The organism is Amycolatopsis sp. TRM77291 (assembly GCF_054166285.1).
The window spans coordinates 6,577,259-6,600,790 of sequence record NZ_JBSZHF010000001.1 but is presented as its reverse complement, the minus strand read 5'-3'; the positions used below and the strand labels follow the sequence as shown (position 1 = coordinate 6,600,790).

18 protein-coding genes are annotated in these 23,532 nt (G+C 68.8%); 15 read left to right on the top strand and 3 right to left on the bottom strand.

Going from position 1 to position 23,532, the window contains the following annotated elements:
- Positions 1-57: 57 nt before the first annotated feature.
- A complete protein-coding gene (locus ACXIZN_RS30565; protein WP_457958500.1) occupies positions 58-810 on the bottom strand; it encodes an enoyl-CoA hydratase in 753 nt (250 codons plus the stop codon).
- Between the two features lie 13 nt (positions 811-823).
- Positions 824-1,270: an Lrp/AsnC family transcriptional regulator gene (locus tag ACXIZN_RS30560; protein ID WP_005151923.1), complete on the bottom strand. Its 447-nt coding sequence runs from the start codon at positions 1,268-1,270 to the stop codon at positions 824-826.
- A 74-nt stretch (positions 1,271-1,344) separates the two neighbouring features.
- On the opposite strand from ACXIZN_RS30560, the gene ddaH reads away from it, so the two are divergent.
- The 3 genes from ddaH (at position 1,345) to ACXIZN_RS30545 (ending at position 3,714) form a co-directional block, all read left to right on the top strand.
- Complete coding sequence (ddaH, locus tag ACXIZN_RS30555; RefSeq protein ID WP_457958498.1) at positions 1,345-2,190, top strand: dimethylargininase; 846 nt, start codon at positions 1,345-1,347, stop codon at positions 2,188-2,190.
- 91 nt (positions 2,191-2,281) lie between these two features.
- A complete protein-coding gene (locus ACXIZN_RS30550; RefSeq protein ID WP_457958496.1) occupies positions 2,282-2,938 on the top strand; it encodes a polysaccharide deacetylase family protein in 657 nt (218 codons plus the stop codon).
- Between the two features lie 107 nt (positions 2,939-3,045).
- On the top strand, positions 3,046-3,714 hold the full coding sequence (locus ACXIZN_RS30545; protein ID WP_457958494.1) for a glycoside hydrolase family 75 protein: 669 nt from the start codon (positions 3,046-3,048) through the stop codon (positions 3,712-3,714).
- 49 nt (positions 3,715-3,763) lie between these two features.
- Here ACXIZN_RS30545 and ACXIZN_RS30540 read toward each other — a convergent pair whose 3' ends face one another.
- Positions 3,764-5,167 (bottom strand): SdrD B-like domain-containing protein, encoded by a 1,404-nt coding sequence (locus tag ACXIZN_RS30540; RefSeq protein ID WP_457958492.1) that lies wholly within the window; start codon positions 5,165-5,167, stop codon positions 3,764-3,766.
- A gap of 370 nt (positions 5,168-5,537) precedes the next feature.
- Here ACXIZN_RS30540 and ACXIZN_RS30535 point away from each other — a divergent pair, with 370 nt between their 5' ends.
- The 12 genes from ACXIZN_RS30535 (at position 5,538) to ACXIZN_RS30480 (ending at position 23,016) form a co-directional block, all read left to right on the top strand.
- Positions 5,538-6,854 (top strand): nucleotide sugar dehydrogenase, encoded by a 1,317-nt coding sequence (locus ACXIZN_RS30535; RefSeq protein ID WP_457958490.1) that lies wholly within the window; start codon positions 5,538-5,540, stop codon positions 6,852-6,854.
- Positions 6,835-8,022, top strand: coding sequence for a glycosyltransferase family 4 protein (locus tag ACXIZN_RS30530; protein WP_457958488.1), 1,188 nt, complete (start codon positions 6,835-6,837; stop codon positions 8,020-8,022). Before ACXIZN_RS30535 ends, ACXIZN_RS30530 begins: the two co-directional genes overlap by 20 nt.
- Before the next feature lie 111 nt (positions 8,023-8,133).
- Positions 8,134-9,450, top strand: coding sequence for an exopolysaccharide biosynthesis protein (locus tag ACXIZN_RS30525; protein ID WP_457958486.1), 1,317 nt, complete (start codon positions 8,134-8,136; stop codon positions 9,448-9,450).
- Positions 9,447-11,048 carry a Wzz/FepE/Etk N-terminal domain-containing protein gene (locus ACXIZN_RS30520; RefSeq protein ID WP_457958485.1) on the top strand — a complete coding sequence of 534 codons (1,602 nt, stop codon included), beginning with the start codon at positions 9,447-9,449 and terminating at the stop codon, positions 11,046-11,048. The genes ACXIZN_RS30525 and ACXIZN_RS30520 overlap by 4 nt, the downstream gene beginning before the upstream one ends.
- Positions 11,049-11,237: 189 nt before the next feature.
- Positions 11,238-13,139 (top strand): asparagine synthase (glutamine-hydrolyzing), encoded by a 1,902-nt coding sequence (asnB, locus tag ACXIZN_RS30515; protein ID WP_457958483.1) that lies wholly within the window; start codon positions 11,238-11,240, stop codon positions 13,137-13,139.
- A gap of 377 nt (positions 13,140-13,516) precedes the next feature.
- Positions 13,517-15,685, top strand: a complete 2,169-nt coding sequence (locus tag ACXIZN_RS30510) for a bi-domain-containing oxidoreductase (RefSeq protein WP_457958481.1) — start codon at positions 13,517-13,519, stop codon at positions 15,683-15,685.
- The gene (locus ACXIZN_RS30505; protein WP_457958479.1) at positions 15,685-17,616 is read left to right on the top strand and encodes an alginate lyase family protein; all 1,932 of its coding nucleotides are present in this window, start codon (positions 15,685-15,687) and stop codon (positions 17,614-17,616) included. The genes ACXIZN_RS30510 and ACXIZN_RS30505 overlap by 1 nt, the downstream gene beginning before the upstream one ends.
- Positions 17,613-19,133 (top strand): right-handed parallel beta-helix repeat-containing protein, encoded by a 1,521-nt coding sequence (locus ACXIZN_RS30500; protein ID WP_457958478.1) that lies wholly within the window; start codon positions 17,613-17,615, stop codon positions 19,131-19,133. Before ACXIZN_RS30505 ends, ACXIZN_RS30500 begins: the two co-directional genes overlap by 4 nt.
- Positions 19,134-19,197: 64 nt before the next feature.
- Positions 19,198-20,379: an O-antigen ligase family protein gene (locus ACXIZN_RS30495; RefSeq protein ID WP_457960637.1), complete on the top strand. Its 1,182-nt coding sequence runs from the start codon at positions 19,198-19,200 to the stop codon at positions 20,377-20,379.
- Positions 20,376-21,569: a glycosyltransferase family 4 protein gene (locus ACXIZN_RS30490; RefSeq protein WP_457958477.1), complete on the top strand. Its 1,194-nt coding sequence runs from the start codon at positions 20,376-20,378 to the stop codon at positions 21,567-21,569. The genes ACXIZN_RS30495 and ACXIZN_RS30490 overlap by 4 nt, the downstream gene beginning before the upstream one ends.
- Complete coding sequence (locus ACXIZN_RS30485) at positions 21,566-22,198, top strand: phosphatase PAP2 family protein (protein ID WP_457958476.1); 633 nt, start codon at positions 21,566-21,568, stop codon at positions 22,196-22,198. Before ACXIZN_RS30490 ends, ACXIZN_RS30485 begins: the two co-directional genes overlap by 4 nt.
- A gap of 17 nt (positions 22,199-22,215) precedes the next feature.
- The gene (locus ACXIZN_RS30480; protein ID WP_457958474.1) at positions 22,216-23,016 is read left to right on the top strand and encodes a class I SAM-dependent methyltransferase; all 801 of its coding nucleotides are present in this window, start codon (positions 22,216-22,218) and stop codon (positions 23,014-23,016) included.
- The last annotated feature ends 516 nt before the right edge of the window (positions 23,017-23,532 follow it).

Genomic DNA, 23,532 nt, shown 5'->3' with positions numbered 1-23,532 from the left:
TGAGCCGTATCTCCTTCCAGCGTAGTGAAGTCGGCTCGAGGAACGGTCATTGGCCGGTCAGTGTCCGGCCAGCGACTCCCGCAGCTTGGCCAGCCGCTCGGTGAACGCGGGTGCGGTGAGTGACGCGACCTGCGGCTCGATCTCGGCGTCGACGGCGGCCGAATGGCCGGTCAGTCCCGCGGTGTGCCGGAGCGTGCGCTTCGTCGCCAGAAGGACGTCCCGAGGAGCGCCGACGGCGGGTTTCGCCAGTTCACGGGCGGCCTCGATCAGATCCCCGTCGGCGAGCCGGAGGGCGAGCCCGCATTCGACAGCGGCTTCGGCGCCGACGACTTCACCGAAGAGTGTCATCGACGCGGCCTTCTGCGGTCCGACGAGCCGCTGGATCATCCACGTCATCCCGCCGCCGGGATGGATGCCCAGATCGAGAAATCTGGCCACGAATTTCGCCTTCGGTCCCACGATGCGGACGTCCGCGGCGAGCGCGAGGTTCAATCCGGCGCCGACGGCGGCACCGCCGACCGCGGCGATCGTCGGCAGGGAACACCGCGCCACCGCGAGGAATCCGTCGTAGATCGCGCGGAGCCCGTCTTCGCTGGCGCGGGCGAGCGTGTCCAGGTCCGCGCCAGCGCAGAACGCGGGCGGTGCGCCGGTGATGACCACAGCGTGGACACTTTCGTCGGCCTCGGCGCGCGCGACGGCCTCGGCCAGCTGCGCGGACAGGTCGAGCGTCAGGGCGTTGCGGGTCGCGGGCGCGTCGATGGTGAGCACGGCGACGCCGTCGTCGTGGCTGGAGCGGATCTGATCGGTCACGGGTTCGAGGGTGTCATGCCTCGGGGGTCGGCGGCCTCTCCAGCAGCCGGGACAGGACGACCGTGGACACCGTGCGGTCGACGATCTCCAGCCCGCGCAGCCGTTCCAGCGCGGTCTCCAGATGGTGGATGTCCGACGCGCGCAGATGGACGATCGCGTCGGCCGCCCCTGACACCGTGTATGCCGCGACGACCTCCGGCAGCGGCTCCAGCCGGGCGCGGATCCGGGCGGGGGTGATGTTGCCGTTGCAGGTCATCTCGACGAACGCCTCGGTGCCCCAGCCCAGCGCCTCGGGGTCGACGACCGCGGTGAACCCGCGCAGGACCCCGGTTTCGAGCAGTCTGTCGACCCGTCGTTTCACCGCGGGCGCGGACAGGCCGACGACCTTGCCGATGTCGGCGTAGCTGGACCTCGCATTGGCCATCAGGCATGAAACGATTCGCTGGTCGATGGTGTTCACACGCAATGTTTAGCAGGTATATGCGCAGCGAACAGCGATTGATTGCGGAATTAGGTTAGCCTTACCCTTCGGGTATGCCGGAACTGGAGCAGCAGCCCCGTGTACCCACGACGCGCCGCTACCTCATGTGCCCGCCGCGGTACTTCGCGGTGGACTACGTCATCAACCCCTGGATGGACCCGTCGGTACCGGTCAGCGTCGACACCGCGATGGCGCAATGGACCGAACTCCGCGACACCTATCGGCGTCTCGGCCACACCGTCGAGGAGATCGACCCCCAGCCCGGCCTGCCCGACATGGTGTTCGCCGCGAACTCCGGCACCGTCGTCGACGGCCGTGTCCTCGGCTCGCGGTTCCGCGCGCCGCAGCGCACCGCCGAGGCCGAGCACTTCCGCCGCTGGTTCGTCGAGCACGGCTACCGCGACATCACCATGCCCGAGAAGATCAACGAGGCCGAGGGCGACTTCGCGTGGACCGGCAAGGTCCTGCTCGCCGGCACCGGCTTCCGGACCGACCCGGCCGCGCACGCCGAAGCGCAGGAGGTCCTCGGCGTTCCGGTCGTGTCGCTGCGGCTGATCGATCCGAGCTACTACCACCTCGACACCGCGCTGTTCGTGCTCGCCGAGGCCACCGACACCACGCCCGCCCAGATCGCCTACTACCCGGACGCCTTCTCGGCCGGGTCGCGGAAGGTGCTGGAGCGGATGTTCCCGGACGCGGTAATCGCGGACCGGGCCGACGCGGAGTGCTTCGGCCTGAACGGGGTGTCCGACGGCCGCAACGTCGTCCTGCCGGTCGAGGCGACCGGATTGGCGGCGCGGCTGACCGAGCGCGGCTACGAAGTCGTCTTCCTGGACATCTCCGAGCTCAGGAAGGCGGGCGGCGGCCCGAAGTGCTGCACCCTGGAGATCCGCAAGTAATCCATTCGTGGACACCTTGCGGGATCATGTAACTACTCCATTCGCCAACTCGATTAATCGGGAAATACACTCGGTCCCGAATGAGGCGCGGATGGTGATCCTGGCGATCGGCGGCGTGGGCAGACCCGTGCGCGCGCTGGATCCTGGTGAAAACGAAACCTGGGTGACCGTCGAACAGTTCGAGCGGGTGCTCGACACGGTGGCCGGCCGTGAAGACGTCGGCCTCACCTTCGACGACGGCAACTCCTCGGACGTCGAGATCGCGCTCCCCAGACTGGTGGAGCGCGATCTCACGGCCGAGTTCTTCCCGCTGGCAGGCCGGATCGGGCAGCGGGGTTTCCTCGACGCCGACGGCCTTCGCGCACTGGTCGAGGCGGGGATGTCGATCGGTTCGCACGGCTGGGAACACCGCGACTGGCGGCGGCTGGACGACCGGAACGCCCGGCGTGAACTGGAAGCCGCGCCGAAACTGCTCGCGGAACTGAGCGGGAAACCCGTGCGCGCGTACGCGCCGCCGTTCGGCGCCTACGACCGGCGGGTGCTCAGCAGGCTCCGGCGTTCCGGCGCGACGAGGGTCTACACGACCGAAGGCGGCGCGGCTTCGCGCGATGGCTGGCTGCGGCCGCGGATCGAGGTCCGGCACGACGTCGACCAGGAGTGGATCGACGGTGTGCTCGGTGAGCGGGAAGGCCTGTACCGCCGAGCGGGACGGATCATGGCGCGGGTCGCCAGGCTTGCCCGCCTTTGACCGTTTTTCTTTGTGCGGTGGGAAAATAACCCTTGAATCGAAGCCGTCGGCGGCGGCATTCTGAGCACCCTCGATAAAGAAGTCTTATTAACAAAGGGGTGTTCGGTATGCGGAAACTGCTTCTGTTCTCGGCGATGGTGGTGGCCGCCGGCCTGACTCCCGCGGCGACGGCCGCGGCTTCCCCTTCGACACAGGCGGCCCCGACCGCGCAGCAGTTGCTGGCGAAGACCACCGCCTGCAAGCAGGTGTCGAACGGCAAGTACAAGACAGACGACGAAACCGGCCGGACCGTCGCGGTCTGCGACGCGGGGAGCGCCGTGTTCTGGAAGGCCGACATGGACATCGACTGCGACGGGCAGCCGACCGCGCGGTGCAACAAGAACACCGACCCGTGGTTCCAGGACGGCACCGCGTACCCGCGCTCCGACGGCAAGGCGCTGATCGCCGACCAGACGCCTTATGTCGTCGTGCCGAGCATCAGCGGCACTTGGAACTTCGAGAAGGCCGGGCTCAAGGGCGCCGGTTCGTGCGCGGTGATCTACAACGACAAGGTGCTCTACACCGTCATCGGCGACACCGGCCCGAAGGACATCATCGGCGAAGCGTCTTATGCGGCCGCGAAGGCGCTGGGGATCAACCCGGACCCGAAGAACGGCGGCGTCGACTCGGGCGTGACCTACATCTGCTTCAAGAACTCGAAGGTTTCGCCGATCGAAGACCACGGGAAGTCGACCTCGGTCGGGCAGGGCCTGGCGGCGAAGTTCGTCCAGGGATGAGGATCGGGCCCCGGGAGCTTTCGCCCCCGGGGCCGTCCGGTTCGGATGATCAGCGCGGGACCACGTGCAGGGTCCACTGGCCGGGGGCGTAAGGCGGTGCGACGACCTCGACGGTCTCGCCGGACGTGCTCGTCCGCCAAGGGCCGAGTATCGAGAGCCGGTATTTGCCGACCGCGACATTGGTGAAGGTCAGGAAGCCGTTGGCGTCGGTCTTGGCGAGCGACACGAGCTTCTTGTCGGTCGTGCTCAGTGCGACGGTCGTGTTCGCCACTCCCTCGCCGGGGTCGATCCGGTGATCGCCGTTCTTGTCGTGCCAGAGCCGGCCGCGGGAGTCGGCCTTGGCGCCCGGCACCTTCGCGTTTTGGTAGGCATACGGCCCGGAACCCAAGGAGTTGTCGTTGTCGAACCAGCAATCGAGCCCGGTCTCACCGTAGGCACCCGCCTTCGCGGGCACCGTGCCGGTGACCTTCAAGACCACGCTTTGCCCCGGAGCGACCTTGCCGGCCTTGTTCACGTGACTGAACGCGCCCCACTGGGTTTGCGGGACCTCCAAACCCCGTTCGAAGCCGCCCGGGTCGCAGCCCGCGTACAGGCCGGTGACTTCGCGGGTGCCGACGTTCTTCAGCGTCACCGTGGCCGTCGCGGTCTCGCCCACCGCGTAGCTCGCCTTGTCGAGCGTGATCTTCGCGCTCAACGAGTCCGTCAGCGGGCGGATCGCCCTGCCCTCGAGTGCGGTGTTCTGCCCGCTGCCGTCCACTCTCAGGCTCGGCGGGTAAGCGGTCACCCAGCCGTCCGGAAGCTTCTCGAAGTGCCAAGAGATGTTGGGGCCGACCGGGACGGCGTCGAAGGAGAATCGGCCTTCGGCGTCGGTGACCGCGACGAGGTACTCGGACATACCCGGACCGATCAGACGAGCTTCGGCCCCGGCAAGACCCTCACCTGGCGAGAGCTTGCCGTCCTCGTCGCGATCGCCGTAGAGGACTCCGGCGACACGATCGGTGGTGTCGGGCGACAGCAGCCCGACGGTGGCCCGGCTCCGGTTGTCCGAGTAGTCGGCCTCTTCCGGGCCGCTCACATCGATGGTGAGCACCGGGTTGCCCTCGGCGAGGGTGTACACGCTGCCCTTGAGCGTGTACGTCCTGCTCTCGCCCGGCGCGTAGGTGGCGCCGTCCGCGGAGCGGAGGTCGCCCCAGGAGGCTTCGTCGAAGGTGAAGTAGGCGCCGGACTCCCGGTCGCCGTACCCCTTGACCTGTTTCGCCGTCGTGTCACCGATGTTGGCGACCGTCACCTCGATCGGGATGGCGTCGCCCGGCAGCCAGCGTCCCTCCTGGGCCTTGGCCGTCACCTTGATGTTCGGGCCGGTGGCGGCGTACGCGGGCACGGCGGTCGCCAGGCCGGCGACCGTGAAGGCCGCGGTCAACGCGCCGATCGTGCGCAGCGATGTTCTTCGCATGGTGTTCCCCCAGTCTCGCCTGGTGAAGCATCCGTCCCTCACGGGCGCTCCCCGGCGATCGTCGACGAAGCGAACCTAAAGTCCGGAGCATCCGGGCGGCCAGAGCGGAACATTCCGGTGCCGTGACCGGGCAACCGGGAGGGTGTCATCGACGTGTTTACGGGTCTTGTCCGATCAGGCGCCTCCGGTGATCGCGAGATCGAGACGAAACCCTTACGCGCCCCTTGTAGCGTTTCACGCCCCTCGGACGATGAGTAATTCCCTTGCCGCACAGGCATTCCGCCAAAAGCAGGCGACTTCAGGACAGCGGTAACGAACCCGGCCGTCCCGCCGACCAACGGGCAGCGGAACGCGGCTGGAGGAATTCGTCATGAAGATCAGCGTCTTCGGGCTCGGTTACGTCGGTTGCGTGTCGGCGGCGTGCCTCGCCGGCCGCGGGCACGAGGTCGTCGGGGTCGACGTGAACCCGGTGAAGATCGAACTCGTCTCCAGCGGCAAGGCGCCGGTGGTCGAAGAGCGGATCGGCGAGCTGACCGCGGAAGTGGTCGCCGCGGGCAAGCTGAGAGCCACGACCGACGTAAGACAGGCGATCGCGGACAGCGAAGTCTCCCTGATCTGCGTCGGTACCCCGTCGGCGCCGAACGGCAGCCTGTCGACGGCGTTCCTGGAGCGCGTCGCCGAGGAGATCGGCGAGGCGCTCAAGGACAAGACCGAACGTCACACCGTCGTCTTCCGCAGCACCATGCTCCCGGGCACCTGCCTGGATCTGCTCGTCCCCATCCTCGAGAAGTCGTCCGGCCGCACCGCGGGCGTCGACTTCGGCGTCGCGGTGAACCCCGAGTTCCTGCGCGAGGGCAGCAGCGTCAAGGACTTCTTCGACCCGCCCAAGACCGTCATCGGCGAGCTCGACGCGGCCAGCGGCGACGTCGTCGCGGCGCTGTACGAAGGCCTTCCCGGCGAGGTCTTCCGCGTCGCGATCCCGGTCGCCGAGATGACGAAGTACGCCGACAATTCCTTCCACGGCCTCAAGATCGGCTTCGCGAACGAGCTCGGCGCCATCTGCCGCGCGCTGGGACTCGACTCGCATCAGGTGATCGACGTCTTCCTCGCCGACCGCAAGCTCAACATCAGCCCCGCCTACCTCCGCCCCGGGTTCGCTTTCGGCGGCTCGTGTCTCCCCAAGGATCTGCGCGGCCTGGTCTACGCCGCGCACCGCGCGGACGTCGCCGTCCCGATCCTGTCGCACGTGCTGCCCTCCAACGACGAACACCTCCAGCGCGCCTTCGATCTGGTCGCGCGCACCGGGAAGCGCAAGGTCGGCCTGTTCGGCCTGTCGTTCAAACCCGGCACCGACGACCTGCGGGAGAGCCCGCTCGTCGAACTCGCCGAGCGCCTGCTCGGCAAGGGTTACGACCTCCGCATCTACGACGCCAACGTCAGCCTTTCGCGGTTGATGGGCGCGAACCGCGAGTACATCGAGGGCAGGCTGCCGCATCTCGGGCAGCTGCTCGCCGGCTCCATCGGCGAGGTCGTCGACCACGCCGAGGTCTGCCTCGTCGGCTGCACCGATCCGGAGGTCCTCGCGGCCCTCCCGGCCGGCGGCGGCCACACCATCATCGATCTCGTCCGCGTACCCGACGCCGACCGTCGCCGGGCTGAAGAGGGATATGTCGGTCTTGCCTGGTAAAGCTCTCATCCTCGTCGAGAACCTGTCCGTCCCCTTCGATCGCCGCGTCTGGCAGGAATGCCAGACACTTCGCGACGCCGGCTGGGAAGTCCACGTCATCTGTCCACAAGGGACGAAGCGGGACACCGAAGCCGAAGTCACCATCGACGGCGTCCACATCCTGCGGTACCCGCTGAAGGCCGCCACCGGTGGCCCGGCCGGGTACGTCCAGGAGTACGGCTCCGCGCTGTGGCACACGCTGCGGCTCGCCCGCAAGGTCGGCCGCGTGGACGTCGTGCACGCCTGCAACCCGCCGGACCTGCTGTTCCTGGTCGCGCTGTATCTCAAGCGCCAGGGCGCGAAGTTCATCTTCGACCAGCACGACCTCTGTCCCGAGCTGTACCTCTCGCGTTTCGACCGCGGCGAGGACTTCCTGTACCGCGCGGTCTGCGCGCTCGAGCGCCGAACGTACAAGACGGCCGACGTCGTCATCGCGACCAACGAGAGCTACAAGGACGTCGCCGTGAAGCGCGGTGGCAAGTCGCCGGAAGACGTCTTCGTCGTGCGCAGCGCGCCGGTGGTCGAGCGGTTCCATCAGGTCCCGGTCGAGCCCGAGCTGAAGAAGGGCAAGCCGCATCTGCTGGCGTACCTCGGCGTGATGGGCCCGCAGGACGGCGTCGACTACGCGTTGCGCGCGCTCGCTTCGCTGCGTGACGCCGTCGGCCGCACCGATTGGCACGCCGTGTTCATCGGTTCCGGCGACGCTTTCGACGCGATGGTGGCGTTGTCCAAGGAACTGAAGCTCGACGACCAGGTCGAGTTCACCGGCCGGATCTCCGACGAAGACCTGCTGCGCTACCTGTCCGCGGCCGACGTCTGTCTTTCGCCGGATCCGTTGAACCCGCTCAACGACGTGTCGACCATGAACAAGATCATGGAGTACATGGCGATGAGCCGTCCGATCGTCTCCTTCGAGCTGCGGGAGGCCAGGGTTTCGGCCGGGGAGGCCGCCCTTTACGCCCCGGCGAACGACGAGCCGGAGTTCGCGAAGCTGATCGCGCATCTGCTCGATTCGCCGGACCAGCGGGCCGCCATGGGTGAGCTGGGACGGGCGCGCGTCGCCGGCCCGCTCTCGTGGGAGAACTCCCAGAAAGCCCTGCTCGCGGCCTATGCGGCCGCGGTCCGTTGATCGATTTCCCGGTCGCGTTTCGAACAAGAGTCGGGCAACCCTGTAACCAACGCGGTGGCCGGCCCGACGGGATTCATGCACACCCCCACGCACCGGACGGAGATCCCGGCTTTGACTGACGACACGGTGCGCCTGTCCATGATCGGGCAGGTCTTGCGCGGGAGGTGGCGGACCCTGGTGGTCCTGGCCCTCCTCGGCGCCCTGGTCGGCGCGGGATCATCGGTGATCCTTTCTCCGGGTTACCGGACGACGTCCAACGTGTTGCTGCAGGGCCCGCGTGAGGCGGACGAACTGCTCACCCAGGCCGAGGTGGCGACCAGTTCGGTGGTGCTCGACCGGGCCGCCGCCGTCCTCGGCCGCGGCAGCGGCGCCGACCTGCGTGACCGGGTGAGCACCACGGTCGCGCAGGGCAACGTCATCACCATCGCCGCGACCGACGACTCCGCCGAGCACGCGCAGCAGGTCGCGGATCAGGTCGCCCAGGAATTCGTGAAGTACTCGACGCAGGTCCTCGCCAGCACCGGCGACGCCGCGGTCAAGGTGGCGCAGGAACGCCGCGAGACCCTGCGCCAGCAGGTCGCGCAGACGAACCAGCGGATCACCGAGCTGACCGAGAAGGTCTCCGACGGGACGACCTCGGTGGAGACCGTCCAGCTGCGCACCGAGCTGGCCGCGCTGCGTTCGTCGATCGAGCAGGCGATGTCGACCCTCAACGCCACCGACACCACGAGCGGCGGTCTCGGCAGCATGGTCGTCATGGGCGCGGCCCAGCGGCCGACTTCGGCGGCGGCGCCGACGTTGCCGCAGCTCGCCCTCGGCGGCGCGGCGCTGTTCTTCGTGTTCGGCCTGCTCGGTCACCTGTTCGCCGCCCGCACCGACCGGCGGCTGCGGGACGAACAGGAGATCGGTGCGGCGCTCGGCGGCCCGGTGCTGGCCACGGTGGACGTCGCCGACGAACCCGATCCCGGAGCGACGCGTGGCCTGCGGGCGAAACTGCTGGGCGACGACCGGCCGTGGAACATCCGGCGGATCGACGTCACGCCCGAAGAGATCGACGGCGACGTCCACTATCGCCGCCTCGTGTCCCGGCTTCCGCAGCGGCGGTTGCTGGTGCTGGTGGCCGACGGCGATCACGCCGCGCGGACCGCGGCCGCCAGGATCGCCGGACTGTCCGGCCGCCGGTTCACCGTCGTCACGGTGGCACCGGGACGGCCGGTCGTGGAGGACCAGGCCGCCGAAGGTGTGCTCGTCGTGCTCGGTCTGGGCACGCGGACCGCGTGGGAACTGGTCGGTGTCGCCGAGGCGTGCGCAGACGCGGGGCTGGCCGTGGTGGGGGCGGCTCTGATCCGTCCCGTGCGGCCAACCCGGCCCCCGAAGCCCGGGAAGCAGGCTGGGAAAGATCGAGAAGCACTGGCAGGTACACCGTGACGACCGCCGAAAAAGAGAAGTCCGAGCCGCTCATCGATCTCCAGCGGCTCGTGGTCTCGGTCCGGCGGCGTCGTCGCCTGTGGCTGGCCACCGCCCTCGCCGGGCTCATCGCCGGTGGGCTCGTGGCGACGTTCCTGCCGTCGCCGCCCACGGCCGTGGCGAAGATCCTGGTCGTCCACGCGGACGATTCACCCAGTGACAGCGGCACCCTGATGGAGACCGACGTCGCCGTGCTGCAGACGACGAAGATCGCCGGAGACGCGCTCAAGAAGCTGAACAGCACTCAGCCGCCCGAAGAGTTCCTCAAGGACTACACCGGGCTCGGCGTGACGAACAACGTCCTCCAGGTGACGGTCAAAGGCAAGGACAACGCCGACGCGGTCGCCCGCGCGCAGGCGCTCTCCGACGCCTTCATCGCCGAGTACGTCGCGCGCAACCAGGCCGGCGCGGCGGCCGAGCAGAAGGCCTTGCTCGATCAGCGCAACCAGGCGCAGACCGAGCTCGCCGGTATCCAGAACGACATCGTCGCCGAAGAGGCGAAGCGGAACCCCAACCCGGCCCAGCTGGAGCGGCTGTACTCCCGCCGCGCGGAGCTGACGTCCAAGATCTCCGACTACGACGGCCGCGCGCAGGAGGCGGGCATCGGCACGCCGAAGGTCGGCGCGGGGACGCAGATCGTGGACGCGCCGCGGATCCTGCCGAAGTCGCTGCTGAAATCCGCAGGCACCGCCGCCGGGATCGGCCTGGTGCTCGGCCTGCTGGCGGGTCTCGTCCTGGCCGCCATCGGCAGCGTGGTGAAGGACCGGCCGGTGCTGCGCCGCGAGCTCTCCCGCCATCTCGGCGCGTCGGTGATCGCGCAACTGCCGAAACCGCCGCGCTGGTTCCGGAAGGGCCGCGCGCTGGAGCAACGCAGACGGGTCGCGACGACGCTGATCCGCACGATCCGCGAGGACGACGGGACGGTGTCGCTGCTCGACCTCGGCGCGCGCACCACGACGGCCGCGCTGGCCGCCGACATCGCGAACGAACTCGCGGAGCAGGGCCCGGTCGCGCTGGTCGACGAACTGCCGAAGGCCGGTCTGCGTGCGCTGGCCGCCGGAGGCAAGATCCGCGTCCTGGACCGCGACGAGCCCAAGGTTCCCGGTGAACGCCGCATCGGCGTCGGTTCGATCGAGCCGGGGACCGCGTGGACGGATCTCGAACACCTCGGCGCGGAAGCGATCCTCGTCGTGCGCGCCGGACAGGCGAATACCGAATGGCTGCACACCGTCGCGCGTCAGCTGGCCGAGCGGCGGATCCCGATCATCGGGGTCGTGCTGGTCGACCCGGACCCGCGCGACCACACCGACGGCACCCTGTGGGACGGCCTGCACACCGCGCTGCGCGGCCGGGCCGCCGCGCCCGCGCGCCGTCCGCAGCCGAAGCCGGCCGAGATGTTCCCGGACGACGAGCCCACCGTGCGGCGGCTCGCGGTGGCGCCACCCGAGCCCGCCCCGCGCCGCACGCCGACGCCGTACAAGCGGGCCGAAGTGAACGACGCCGACCAGCCGACGACCCGATTCGCACCGGTCACGCAGGACAACGCCGAAGCCTTGTAGGGACGGAGGGCGGAGCAGAGGTGCAGCTCGATGAAAGGACGACACGCGTGAACCCGCCACGGCCGAAGGCTCCGCCGGCGCGGTGGCAGGGTGCCCCTTCCGCCGGACGTGACTTGAATCGGCGACCAGCGCCCTGCCGACGTCGGCCGCGGTCGCGGGTTCACCTCTAGATAAGGGGAGCGAAAGCAGATGTGCGGTATCGCAGGGGCCTACTTCTGGCCGGACGGGGGACCGCTACGGGATCGGCTCACCAAGACCCTCGCCCACCGGGGGCCCGACGGTTCGGGCCGGTACGACCACGGGGAAGTCCACTTAGGACACCGGAGGCTGTCGATCGTCGACCTGACCGAGACCGGCGCGCAGCCGATGGTCAAGGACGGGCTCGCGCTCACCTACAACGGCGAGCTGTACAACGCGCCCGACCTACGGAAGGAGCTTGAAGCCACCGGTGTGCGCTTCCGGGGGACGTCCGACACCGAAGTCCTGCTGGAAGCCTGGCGTGCTTGGGGCACCGAGGGCTTGTCCCGGTTGCGCGGCATGTTCGCGTTCGGCGTTTTCGACGAGCGTTCCGGCGAGCTGGTGCTGGTCCGTGACCAGCTGGGGATCAAACCGCTCTTCCTGGTACGTCGCGGCAAGGGCGTCGTCTTCGCGTCCGAGCTGAAGGCACTGGCCTCTGAGCTGGGCGGCTCGCTGACCGTCGACGACACCGCGCTCGTCGCGTCCCTGCTCTACTACTGGGTCCCGGACGGCCGTTGTGCGTTCAAGGAGGCCGAGAAGCTGCCGCCGGGCAGCTGGGCGCGGTTCCGGCCCAACGGCGACGTCGAACGCGGCACCTTCTGGTCGCTGCGCCAGGTCGCCGAGGAAGGCGCCACTTACGAGGGCGACTTCGACCTCAACGCCGTCATCGAGGACTCGACGCGCAAGCACCTGATCGCCGACGTGCCGGTCGCGACCTTCCTTTCCGGCGGGCTCGACTCCAGCTACCTGACCGCACTCGCCGCGCGCGAGCTGCCGGGGATCTCCGCGTACACCATCGGTTTCCGGGCCGAGGACGCGAAGTTCGAGGCGATGCCGGACGACCTGATGTACGCGAAGAAGGTCGCCGCGAAGTTCGGCGTCGACCTGCACGAGATCGAGATCGCGCCGCAGGTGCTCGATCTGCTGCCGCGGATGACGTACCACCTCGACGAGCCGATCGGTGACCCGGCGGCGATCAACAGCTACCTGATCTGCACCGCCGCCCGCGAGGCCGGTGTCAAGGTGATGCTCTCGGGTATGGGCGCCGACGAGCTGTTCGCCGGATACCGCAAGCACCTGGCGAACAAGATCGCTCTGCAGTACCAACGGGTTCCGGGTCTCGTCCGTCGTCCGGTGGAGTCCCTTGTGGACAGATTGCCGGTGGCGACGTCGAAACGCGGGTTCCGGTCGGTCCGGTTCGCGAAGCGGTTCCTCTCGTTCGCTGAGCTGCCCGAGGAGACCGCGTTCCGGCGCAGCTACACGATGTACGACCAGGCCGAGCTCGCCGGACTGCTGAACCCGGACCTCGCCGGCGCGGTGGACGACGTGCTCACCGAACACGCGGACACCTACCACGACAACACGTTGTCGGATTTCGTGAACCGCATGTGCCTCGCCGATTCCCGGCTCTTCCTGCCGGGGCTCAACCTCGCCTACACCGACCGGTCCAGTATGGCGGCCTCCACCGAGGTGCGGACGCCGTTCGTCGACGTCGAGGTCGTGAAGGCCGCGTTCCGGATTCCCGGTGACCGGAAGATCGTGAAGCGTCAAGGAAAGATGGCGCTGAAGGAAGCGGCGCTGTCCATCCTGCCCGCCGAGATCGTGCACCGGCCGAAGGGCCTGTTCAGCGCGCCGCTGCGGGCCTGGATGAGCCGCGACCTCGCGCCGCTGGTGCGCGAGGTGACGAACGAAGGTGAACTGGTGAAGGCCGGGTTCCTCCGTCGCGAGGCGCTGCAGAAGCTCGTGGACGAAGACGCGTCCGGGCAGCAGGACCGGTCCAAGCATCTCTGGCACATCTTGACCCTCGAGTACTGGTATCGCGGCGCTGTTTCGGCTCGGCAAGGTGAGTCATGATTCGGGTTCTGGTGATACGACGCCGATGGGGTTCATTGCGTGCCTCATGGTCAAGGCGTGTCGCGAAAGCCACTTTCGGGACACCAGACGTCCCGAAAGTGGCTTTCGCNGGAGGACGCCACGCCGGACAAGCTGTTCAACGATCCGGAGCACGACCGGACGCGGCGGTTCCTCAAGGCGGTCATCGACCGGGCTTGAGGCTCGGCTGTGCATGTCGCGAAAGCCACTTTCGGGACACCAGACGTCCCGAAAGTGGCTTTCGCGACACCGTCGCTGGGGCTCGCCCTTCGGCAACCCGAGACGCCACTCACGAACACCTGTACCGACGCGGTACCGCAGCCGTCACACCACTTGCCTTATCCATCACTAGGAGCGACGTGAAGCAGGTAGTGCAGAACTACAAGAGCGGGGAGCTGGCGCTCCTCGACGTCGAAGTGCCCGCGTGCAAATCGGGGGGTGTGCTGGTCCGCACCGCCTATTCGCTGATCTCCACCGGCACCGAGATGATGAAGGTGTCCGAGGCGAGTCTTTCCCTGGTGGGCAAGGCGAAGGCTCGGCCGGATCAGGTCGCGAAGGTGATGCAGAGCGTCGCGACGAACGGTCTCGGCGCCACCTACCGCAAGGCGATGAACAAACTCGACTCGTACACGCCGCTGGGGTACTCGCTGTGCGGCGTCGTCGAGGAGGTCGGCGCGGGCATCGACGACGTCGCCGTCGGGGACTACGTGGCGTGCGCGGGGAACGAGCACGCGCTGCACGCGGAGCTGAACTGGGTGCCCAAGAACCTCTACACCAAGGTGCCCGGCGGCGTCGCTCCCCGGCACGCCGCGTTCGGCACGGTCGGTTCGATCGCGATGCAGGGTGTCCGCCAGGGCGAACCGCAGATCGGCGACATCGCGCTGGTCATCGGGCTCGGCCTGATCGGCCAGCTGGTCGTGCAGTTGCTGGTCGCCTCCGGGGTCCGCGTGGTCGGCGTCGACCCGGATCCGGCGCGCTGCGAGCTCGCTGAACGGCTCGGTGCCCTGAAATGCGGTGATCCCGGGTCCGGTGTCATCGACACCGCGGTCGCGGAGATCAGTTCCGGGCACGGCGTCGACCAGGTGTACCTTGCCGCGGGCGGCAGCACGAACGAGCCGGTGGAGCTGGCCGCGAAGCTGGCCCGCGACCGCGGCCGCGTGATCGACATCGGCAAATGCTCGCTGAACCTGCCGTGGAACGCCTACTACGAAAAGGAACTCGACGTCCGGTTCTCCCGTTCGTACGGCCCCGGCCGCTACGACCCGGAGTACGAACTCGAAGGCCGCGACTACCCGATCGGCCAGGTCCGCTGGACCGAGCGCCGTAACCTCGAATGCGTCGTCGATCTGATGGGCAGCGGCCGTCTCGACGTCGAGCCGCTGATCTCGCACGTCTCGGCCTTCTCCGACGCCGTCGACACGTACCGGAAGCTCGACGAGGGCGAGCTCAAGGCCGTCGCGGTGCTGTTCGAGTACGAGAAGCGTGCCGCCGCCACCACCGAGCCCGTCACCGCGGTTTCGCTGCCCAAGCCCGTCACGAGCCGCGCGGTGCCGAAGCTCGACACCTTGCGGATCGCCTTCATCGGCGCCGGCAACTACGCGTCCTCGATGCTCCTCCCGCATCTCGTGCAGATGGAGTACCTGGACCTTTTCGAAGTCATCACCACGTCCGCGCTTTCGGGCGCGAACGCCAAGCGCAAGTTCGGCTTCGCCCGCGCGTCCACCGACGTCGACGCGATGCTCGAAGACGAGTCGATCCACGCCGTGTTCATCGTGACCAGGCACAGCTCGCACGCCGAGCTGACCAGGCGCGCGCTGCTCGCGGGCAAGGCCGTCTTCGTCGAGAAGCCACTCGCGCTGTCGGAGAAGGAACTGGAGATCGTGCTCGGCGCGATCGAGGAATCCGGCAACGACCGGCTGCAGGTCGGCTTCAACCGCCGGTTCGCCCCGCTGTTGAACGAGGCGATGCGCCACTTCGGCCCGCGGATCGGCCCGGCGTCCGTGCGCTACCTGGTCAACGCCGGGCAGCTCGACGCGAACAGCTGGTACAACCAGGCCGACAGCGAGGGTTCGCGGTTCGCGGGCGAGGGCGGCCACTTCATCGACACGGTCAGCTGGCTGCTGGGCTCCGACCCGGTTTCCGTGTACGCGACCGCGACGCCCGGACACCAGGACCTCCAGATCCTGCTGCGCTACCCGGACGGCTCGACGGCGTCGATCGCGTACACCACCAACGGTGCGTCTGCGTTCCCCAAGGAAACGATCGATCTCACCGCGGACGGCAAGGTGCTGAAGTTCGACGACTTCGCGCGCGCGTCGGTGTTCGGCCGCAAGAAGTGGGCGAGCTCGCGTATCCCGAAGGGCCGGGACAAGGGGCAGGAAGCCGAACTCGAAGCGTTCGTCGACGCGCTGAGCACCGGTGTCGCGATGCCGGTCTCGGTCGAGTCGCTCGTTTCGACGACGCTGGCCACGCTCGCGGTCAACCGCAGCCTGGAGACCGGGATGCCGGTCCGGATCGGACTCGGCTGATGGATCCCTCCTGGTACCTGCGAAGACTGTCGCGGATGGGGCCCGCCGAGATCGCCGGCCGGGTCACCGACGTCGTGCGCAAACGCCAGTGGCGCGGGGTCGCGGGGGAGAAACCCGCCTGGCTGCCGGAGCGCCGGTTCGTGACGGCGCCCGGTGAAGACGTCCTCGCCGCCGTTTCGGGTGAAGCCGTCAAGGATCTGCTCGTCGCCGCCGATCGGCTGATGGACGGGCGCGCCGAGTACTTCGGCGTCGAGCGGGACGACCTCGTCGCCCCGGACTGGTCGTACGACCCGAAGACCGGCCGCCGTGCGCCGTCCGACGTGTACTCCTTCGACATCCCGTACCGGAGCGAGGACGCCGTCGGCGACATCAAACAGATCTGGGAGCCGTCGCGGCACCAGCACCTCACCGTGCTGGCCGCCGCGTACGCCCTGACCGGCGAGGACCGGTATGCCGAGCGCGTCGCCGCGCACCTGAAGTCGTGGTGGGCGGCCAACCCGCCGATGCGCGGGGTGCACTGGGTGAGCGGGATCGAACTCGGCATCCGGCTGCTGTCGTGGGTCTGGGTGCGGCGCCTGCTGGACGGCTGGGCGCAGACGCCGGCACTGTTCGAGGACAACCCCGTGGCGCTCGGACAGATCTGGCACCACCAGCGCTGGCTGGCGGCGTTCCCGAGCCGGGGTTCGTCGGCGAACAACCACGTGATCGCCGAGGACGCGGGGCAGCTCGCCGCGGCCTGCGCGTTCGCCTGGTTCCCCGAGTCCGGCCAGTGGCGGGACGCGGCGCTGACGTCGCTCGACAAGATGCTGCGGCACAACACCTTCGACTCCGGGCTCAACCGGGAACTCGCCACCGAGTACCACGGGCTCGTCCTGGAACTGGGGCTCGCCGGGGCGCTGGAGGCGAAGGCCGCCGGGGTCGCGGTGCCCGAGTCGACCTGGCTCGTCCTGCTCACGATGACGGACGCGTTGGCGTCCATTGTGGACAATCGGCTGCGTCCGCCGAGGCAGGGCGACGCCGACGACGGCTTCGGGCTCATCGTCGATGGTGACGAGACGAGCCGCTGGGCGTCGCTGCTCGACACCGGATCCGTCCTTTTCGGACGGTTGGACTGGTGGCCGGAGACGCCGGGCGGTGACGTCCGCACGCAGCTCTTCTCCGCACTGGGCAAGGACATCCGGGTCGACGCGCGGCGCCCGGAGCGGCGGCGGGACGACTTCGCCGACGCCGGGATGACCATCCTCCGGGACGGCGCGATCTGGTGTCGCTGCGACGGCGGACCGCACGGCTTCCTGTCCATCGCCGCCCACGCGCACGCGGACGCGCTCTCGGTGGAGGTCCGGCACGACGGCGTCGACATCCTCGCCGACCCCGGGACCTACTGCTACCACGGCGAACCGGAGTGGCGGTCGTACTTCCGGTCCACGGCCGGGCACAACACACTCGAACTCGCGCGCACCGACCAGTCCGTGTCCGGCGGCCCGTTCCTGTGGACGAAACACGCCGCGGCCACCGTGCTCGCGGCGGGTACGCCGTCACGCTGGAGCGCGGAACACGACGGTTACGCGCCGTCGATCCACCGGCGTTCGGTGGAGTTGGAAGGCACTGACCTGCGGATTCTCGACGAGGTCCGCGGTGAGTCCCGGCCGTGCCGTCTCGCGTTCCACTTCGGCCCGGCCGTCGAGGTGATCCTCGCCGGAGCGACGGCGAAGTTGTCCTGGACGGCCGATGGCCGGGAACGGAGCGCTTCGATGGAACTACCGTCGCAGCTCAGGTGGTCCGCGCACCGCGGCGAGACCACCCCGCCGCTCGGCTGGTACTCGGCCGGGTTCGGCCGTCGCGAGCCCGCGTGGGCGCTGATCGGCGCCGGGACCGCCTCGACCGAGATGACCACCGTGCTCACCTTCGACCCCGAAGGACCGCCGTTGTGACGGCTCGACCGCACCGCTTCCTGCCGATCCTGCTGGCCGCGGCGGCACTGGCCGCGTGCACCTCCGGCCCCGCCGACGATGCGGGCGCACCGCCCGACCCCGGGCGAGCGCCGTCCGGCGGCGTGGCCCAGGTGTGCGGCAAACTGCCGCCAGGTCCGGCGTCGGCACCGGCGGGAGCGGTGACGGTCGATCCGGCCGTCGCGGGCGATCTCGCGGCGAAGACCAGGGCGAACGGCCCGGGGACGACGTTCTGGCTGGCGCCCGGCACCCACGGGCTCGGCGACGACCGCTTCGACCAGGTCCAGCCGAAGGCCGGGAACGTCTACCTCGGCGCGCCGGACGCCGTCCTCGACGGCCGGAAGATCAACCAGTACGCCTTCTCCGGCAGCGCCGCCGACGTCAAGATCCAGTACCTCACGGTGCGCGGATTCCAGGCCCCGCGCGACGAGGGCGTGGTCAACCACGACTCCGCCCCCGGCTGGATCATCGAGCACAACACGGTGCAGGACAACGAAGGCGCGGGCCTGATGGCGGGCGCGCGGCAGCAGGTGCGGGGGAACTGCCTGCGGAACAACGGGCAGTACGGGATCAACGCCTACGAGGGAAAGAACGGGATCACCGGGCTCGTCGTCGAAGGCAACGAGATCACCGGGAACAACACCGGCGACTGGGAGAAGAAGGTCGAAGGCTGCGGCTGCACCGGCGGCGTGAAGTTCTGGTCCGTCGACGGCGCCGACGTCCGCGGCAACTGGGTGCACGCCAACCGCGGCGTCGGGTTGTGGGCCGACACGAACAACAACGACTTCCTGATCGAGGGCAACGTCGTCGAGGGCAACGACAGCACCGGGATCATGTACGAGACCAGCTACAACGCCGTCATCCGCGGCAACACCCTCCGCCGCAACAACGGCGTGGACGGCAAGTCCTACATCGACCGCGGCGACAGCTTCCCGGTGGCGGCGATCTACATCTCCGAATCCGGCGGCGAGCCGAGGGTGAAGGCGCGCACGGACAAGGTCGAGATCGCCGGGAACGTCCTCGAGAACAACTGGAACGGCATCACGCTCTGGGAGAACTCGGACCGGTTCTGCAACAGCCCCGCCAACACCTCGTCCGGCGCGTGCACGCGGCTGGTGCCGGACCACGAGACCTGCGCCGAACCGGCGATCGCGTCCGGCCCGCTGTTCGACGACTGCCGCTGGAAGACCCAGCGCGTCGAGATCCACCACAACCGGTTCGTCCTCGACCCGGCCGTGGCGGGCTGCGAGAACACCTGCGCGCGGATGGCCGTGCTCGCGAACTTCGGCACGTATCCGGACTGGTCGCCGTACCAGGGCGAGGTCGTGCAGCACGCGATCACCTTCGCCCAGGGCAACAAATGGTACGACAACACCTACGTCGGCCCGTGGAACTTCGTCGCCTTCGAACCGAGCCGGAACCTAAGCATCGGAGAATGGCAAGGCGGCCCGTACAACCAGGACGCCGGATCGGCCTACAGCCGTCAAGGGGGAGGCTGACATGCGGCAGAGAACCCGCTTCCCGCATCTGCCCCGGGGAGAACGCCCTTCGCAGTCGCCGGACATGCCGAAGGCGGTCGCGTTCGTATGGGCGCTGCTGATCCTGAACACGCTGGGCTCCACCGGCGCGACGACCGTCATCCCGATCCCGCGTTCGGTGATCCAGCTGGTCACCATGGGTTCGCTCGTGCTGGCGTTCTGCATCGCGCTCGCGCTGAACGCCCGGCTCCGGATCCGGCCGAGCGCGTACCTGCTGCTGCTCAGCATCCTGGTGGTGCTCAGCCTGCTGGCGAGCCTGAACCTCGAAGTCGGGTACGGCGCGCTGTTCCGCTGCTTCCGGTTCGGCGTGTTCGTCAGCACGCTGTGGCTGCTGACCCGGTGGTGGGACGGCGGGATCCGGCTCGTGCGGCACCACATCCGGACGTACTCGGTGGTGCTGCTGACGGTCGTCATCGGGCTGGCCGCGTCACCGGGGATCGCGCTGGCGGAGGAATACGGCGGACGGCTGACCGGTACCATCTGGCCGCTGACGCCGCCGCAGGTCGGGCAGTACTCGGCGGTGGTCATCGGGCTCACGCTGCTGCTGTGGCTCGGCGGTGAACTCGACCGGCTGAACGCGCTGATCGTCATCGTCCCCTCGATCGGCATCCTGCTGCTGACCCACACCCGCACCGCGACGCTCGGCCTGGTCGCCGGCGTGCTGATCGCGCTGCTGTCCCTCTGGATGTCGAGCGCGCGGGCCAGGAAGGTGTTCGCCGGTGTCGCGCTGATCGGCGCGGTGTCCGCCGTCGTCCTCGGTTCGCTGCTGCAGGCCTGGTTCCTGCGCGGCCAGAGCTCGGAGAACTTCTCCAGCCTCACCGGCCGCGCGAAGGTGTGGGACGCGCTGCTGTCCGATCCGCGCACCATCGGCGAGTACGTGTTCGGCGTCGGGCTGACGAACAAGTCCTACATCGGCCTGCCCATCGACAACAGCTGGCTCGCGGTCTACCACGAACAGGGCTACGTCGGGATCGCGATCGTCGCGGCCTTCATGCTGGTGCTGATCGTGGTCGCCGCGCTGCGGCCGCCGTCGCTGGCCAGGGCGTGCGCGATCTTCCTGATCACCTACTGCGTTTCGGCGTCCTACACCGAGGCGGGACTCGGTGACGCGTCGCCGTACCTGCTGCATCTGGCGCTGGCGGCGTCGCTGCTGGTGAGGGTGCCTGCCACCGAGAAGAATTTCGTCCCGGCCAAGGAGCCTGCGTGAAGGTCCTCGTGGTCCACAACCGCTACCGGTCCGAGCAACCGAGCGGGGAGAACAACGTCGTCGACCAGGAGGTCGCGCTGCTCGCGGCCGCCGGGCACGACGTCGGCCTGTTCGAACGGCGCAGTGACGACATCTCCGCGATGTCGTTACCGCGCAAGGCCGCCGTCCCGCTCCAGGTGCCGTGGAACCGGGCGGCGCGCGCCGACCTCGCCCGGCGGCTGGCCGAAGACCGGCCGGACGTCGTCCACGTCCACAACACGTTCCCGCTGCTGTCGCCGTCGGTGCTGGCGGCGTGCGCGGACGCGCGTGTGCCCGTCGTCGCGACCGTGCACAACTACACCCTGATTTGCCCGCCCGGCACCCTGTACCGCGACGGGCACGTGTGCACGGACTGCGTCGGCCGGACGCCGGTGCCCGCGGTGCGGCACGGGTGCTATCGCGGGTCGGCGCTCGCGACCGTGCCGATGGCGACCAGCCTGATGCTCAACCGGCGTCGCTGGTGGTCCGGGGTGTCCCGGTTCTTCTGCATTTCGCGGGCGCAACGCGAGGTGCTGGTCGCCGCCGGGATGCCCGCCGAACGGCTGGCGGTGAAGTACAACTTCGTCGCCGATCCCGGCATCCGGCGCTCCGGCACCGGCGAGCACGTGCTGTTCCTCGGGCGGATCACCGCGGAGAAGGGGATCGGCCTGCTCATGGCGGCTTGGGACCGGATCGCCGCGGCCGGCGGGCTCGGCCTGCCGCTGGTGATCGCGGGCACCGGCCCGATGCAGGACGAAGTCGCGCGCTGGGCGGAAGGCCGCGACGACGTCCGCTACGAAGGGTTGCGGAGCAAGGCGGAATGCGCCGAGCTGGTCACTCGCGCGGCGGTGGCCGTGGCGCCGTCGGAATGGCTGGAGACGTTCGGGCTGGTGGTCGTCGAGGCGATGGCCGCCGGGGTCCCGACCGTCGCGGCCGCGCACGGCGCGTTCCGCGAACTGGTCGAGGACGGCGTGACGGGGCTGCTGCACGAACCCGGAGACGCCGAGTCGCTGGCGCGGCGGCTGCGGGAGGTCGTCGGCGATCCCGGCCGGAACCTCGAATTCGGCAAGGCGGCGCGGCTGGTCTACGAACAGGAATTCACCCCGGAAGTGGGGCTGGAGCGGCTGATCGGCGGTTACCGGGACGCGATCGGGCGGGTGGCCGCGGAGTGAAACCGGCCCTGCCGCCGGTGCTCCGCCCGGCCGCGTTCGTCCTGGCCGTGGCAGGCGGGCTCGGCGCGCTCGTGCTGGGCCTGGTCTACGCCGGCACCTCCGGGCCGACCGGGCTGGACGCGACGCTGGTGAACGCGCTCGCCTGGTCCGGCGACCCCTGGTGGACGATCGCGACGGTGATCGACTTCGTCGGCGAACCGGTCGGCGCGATCGTCACCATGGCCGTGTTCCTCGGCTGGTGCTGGTACACGCGGCGGCCGCGCACCGCCGTCACCGGGGTGGTGGCCGCGTTGGTCACCGTCGGCCTGACGAGCGGGCTGAAACCGCTCACCGGCCGGTACATCCACGGCGAATTCCTCGCGTATCCCAGCGGGCACACCGGTTTCGCCGCCGCGTTGACTTTCACCGCCGCGCTGGGCGTGCTCGGCGGCCTTCGGCGCTTCCCGGCGTCGGTGCTGCTGGTCGTCGCGGTTTTCGTCGCCGGGGCCGCGATGGGCTGGGCCCAGGTAACGATGGGCGCGCACTACCCGACTGACACGCTGGGCGGCCTCGGTGTGGCGCTCGCGGTGGTTCCGGCGATCGCGTCGCTCACCGACGAAGGGGCGACCCGGTCCTCGAACACCGCATAGCGAAAGGAACGGTTCCCATGCCCCTCCTCGATGCCGCCAAGAAGATCGCCGCACGGGCGGAAGACCTCGGCCAGCGCGCACTGGCGACGGTCGGCGCCAAACAGTCCGAGTCCGCCATCTCGGCCGACGCACAGGGCTACTGGAACTCGCCGGACGAGAAGAGATGGAAGGACAATTCGCACTGGCGCGAGTCCGACACCTTCGACGGCAACGACCTCTGGTCCGAAATCGGGAAGCGGCACCTCGACATGTTCGAGGGCGGCGCCCGGTTGGCGGGCTTCGACCGGCCGTGGAACCGCGTCGTCGAATGGGGCTGCGGTGGTGGGGCGAACGCCATCCACTTCGCCCCGCGCGCCCAGGAATTCATCGGCGTCGACATCTCCGCCGAGACGCTCGCCGAATGCGAGAAGCAGGTCGCGAACGTCTGCGACACCTCCTTCCAGGCCGTCGACATCGACGTCGCGAATCCCGAAGCCGCGCTCTCGATGGTGAAGGAACCCTGCGACGTCTACGTGAGTTTCTACGTTTTCGAGCTGATCCCGACGCCGGAATACGGCGAACGCCTGCTCCGTATCGCGCGGGAACTGCTCGTCCCCGGCGGGCTCGCGCTGATCCAGGTCAAGTACGACCCCGGCACGTGGCGGACCCGGCCGCGCCGCCGCTCGTACCGCTCGGGGCTGGCGGCGATGACGACCTACCGCGTCGACGCCTTCTGGCAGTTGGCGGAGCGGTGCGGCTTCACGCCACAGGCGATCCAGCTGGTGCCGAAGAACGAACTGGACGAGCGATACGCCTACTTCTTCCTGACGAAGCCCTGACTTCCGCATTCAGCCGACTAACTGCGTCGCCTTCGCGCCGGTCCCGGCGTNACGACCTACCGCGTCGACGCCTTCTGGCAGTTGGCGGAGCGGTGCGGCTTCACGCCACAGGCGATCCAGCTGGTGCCGAAGAACGAACTGGACGAGCGATACGCCTACTTCTTCCTGACGAAGCCCTGACTTCCGCATTCAGCCGACTAACTGCGTCGCCTTCGCGCCGGTCCCGGCGTCGCGAAAGCCACTTTCGCGACGCCTGGTGTCCCGAAAGTGGCTTTCGCGACACCGCCTAGGGGTCCGTTTAGCCGACTAATCGCGTGACCGAAAGCGTAACTCGCGTGATTGAGGACGTAACTCGCGTGATCAGACGCGTAACTCGCGTGTCGTCCGTCCAAGCACGCGAGTTACGACTCCAAGCACGCGAGTTACGGCTCCAAGCACGCGAGTTGCGTCTTCAAGCACGCGAGTTGCGTCTTCAAGCACGCGAGTTACGGCTTCAAGCACGTGAGTGCGGCGCCT

What these genes read in the sequence shown, in the direction of transcription:
- ACXIZN_RS30495 (WP_457960637.1), top strand. Translation starts at nt 19,198, where the DNA reads ATGCCGAAGGCGGTCGCGTTCGTATGGGCGCTGCTGATCCTGAACACG.
- ACXIZN_RS30480 (WP_457958474.1), top strand. Translation starts at nt 22,216, where the DNA reads ATGCCCCTCCTCGATGCCGCCAAGAAGATCGCCGCACGGGCGGAAGAC.
- ACXIZN_RS30540 (WP_457958492.1), bottom strand. Translation starts at nt 5,167, where the DNA reads ATGCGAAGAACATCGCTGCGCACGATCGGCGCGTTGACCGCGGCCTTC.
- ddaH (WP_457958498.1), top strand. Translation starts at nt 1,345, where the DNA reads ATGCCGGAACTGGAGCAGCAGCCCCGTGTACCCACGACGCGCCGCTAC.
- ACXIZN_RS30550 (WP_457958496.1), top strand. Translation starts at nt 2,282, where the DNA reads ATGGTGATCCTGGCGATCGGCGGCGTGGGCAGACCCGTGCGCGCGCTG.
- ACXIZN_RS30530 (WP_457958488.1), top strand. Translation starts at nt 6,835, where the DNA reads ATGTCGGTCTTGCCTGGTAAAGCTCTCATCCTCGTCGAGAACCTGTCC.
- ACXIZN_RS30545 (WP_457958494.1), top strand. Translation starts at nt 3,046, where the DNA reads ATGCGGAAACTGCTTCTGTTCTCGGCGATGGTGGTGGCCGCCGGCCTG.
- ACXIZN_RS30535 (WP_457958490.1), top strand. Translation starts at nt 5,538, where the DNA reads ATGAAGATCAGCGTCTTCGGGCTCGGTTACGTCGGTTGCGTGTCGGCG.
- ACXIZN_RS30505 (WP_457958479.1), top strand. Translation starts at nt 15,685, where the DNA reads ATGGATCCCTCCTGGTACCTGCGAAGACTGTCGCGGATGGGGCCCGCC.
- asnB (WP_457958483.1), top strand. Translation starts at nt 11,238, where the DNA reads ATGTGCGGTATCGCAGGGGCCTACTTCTGGCCGGACGGGGGACCGCTA.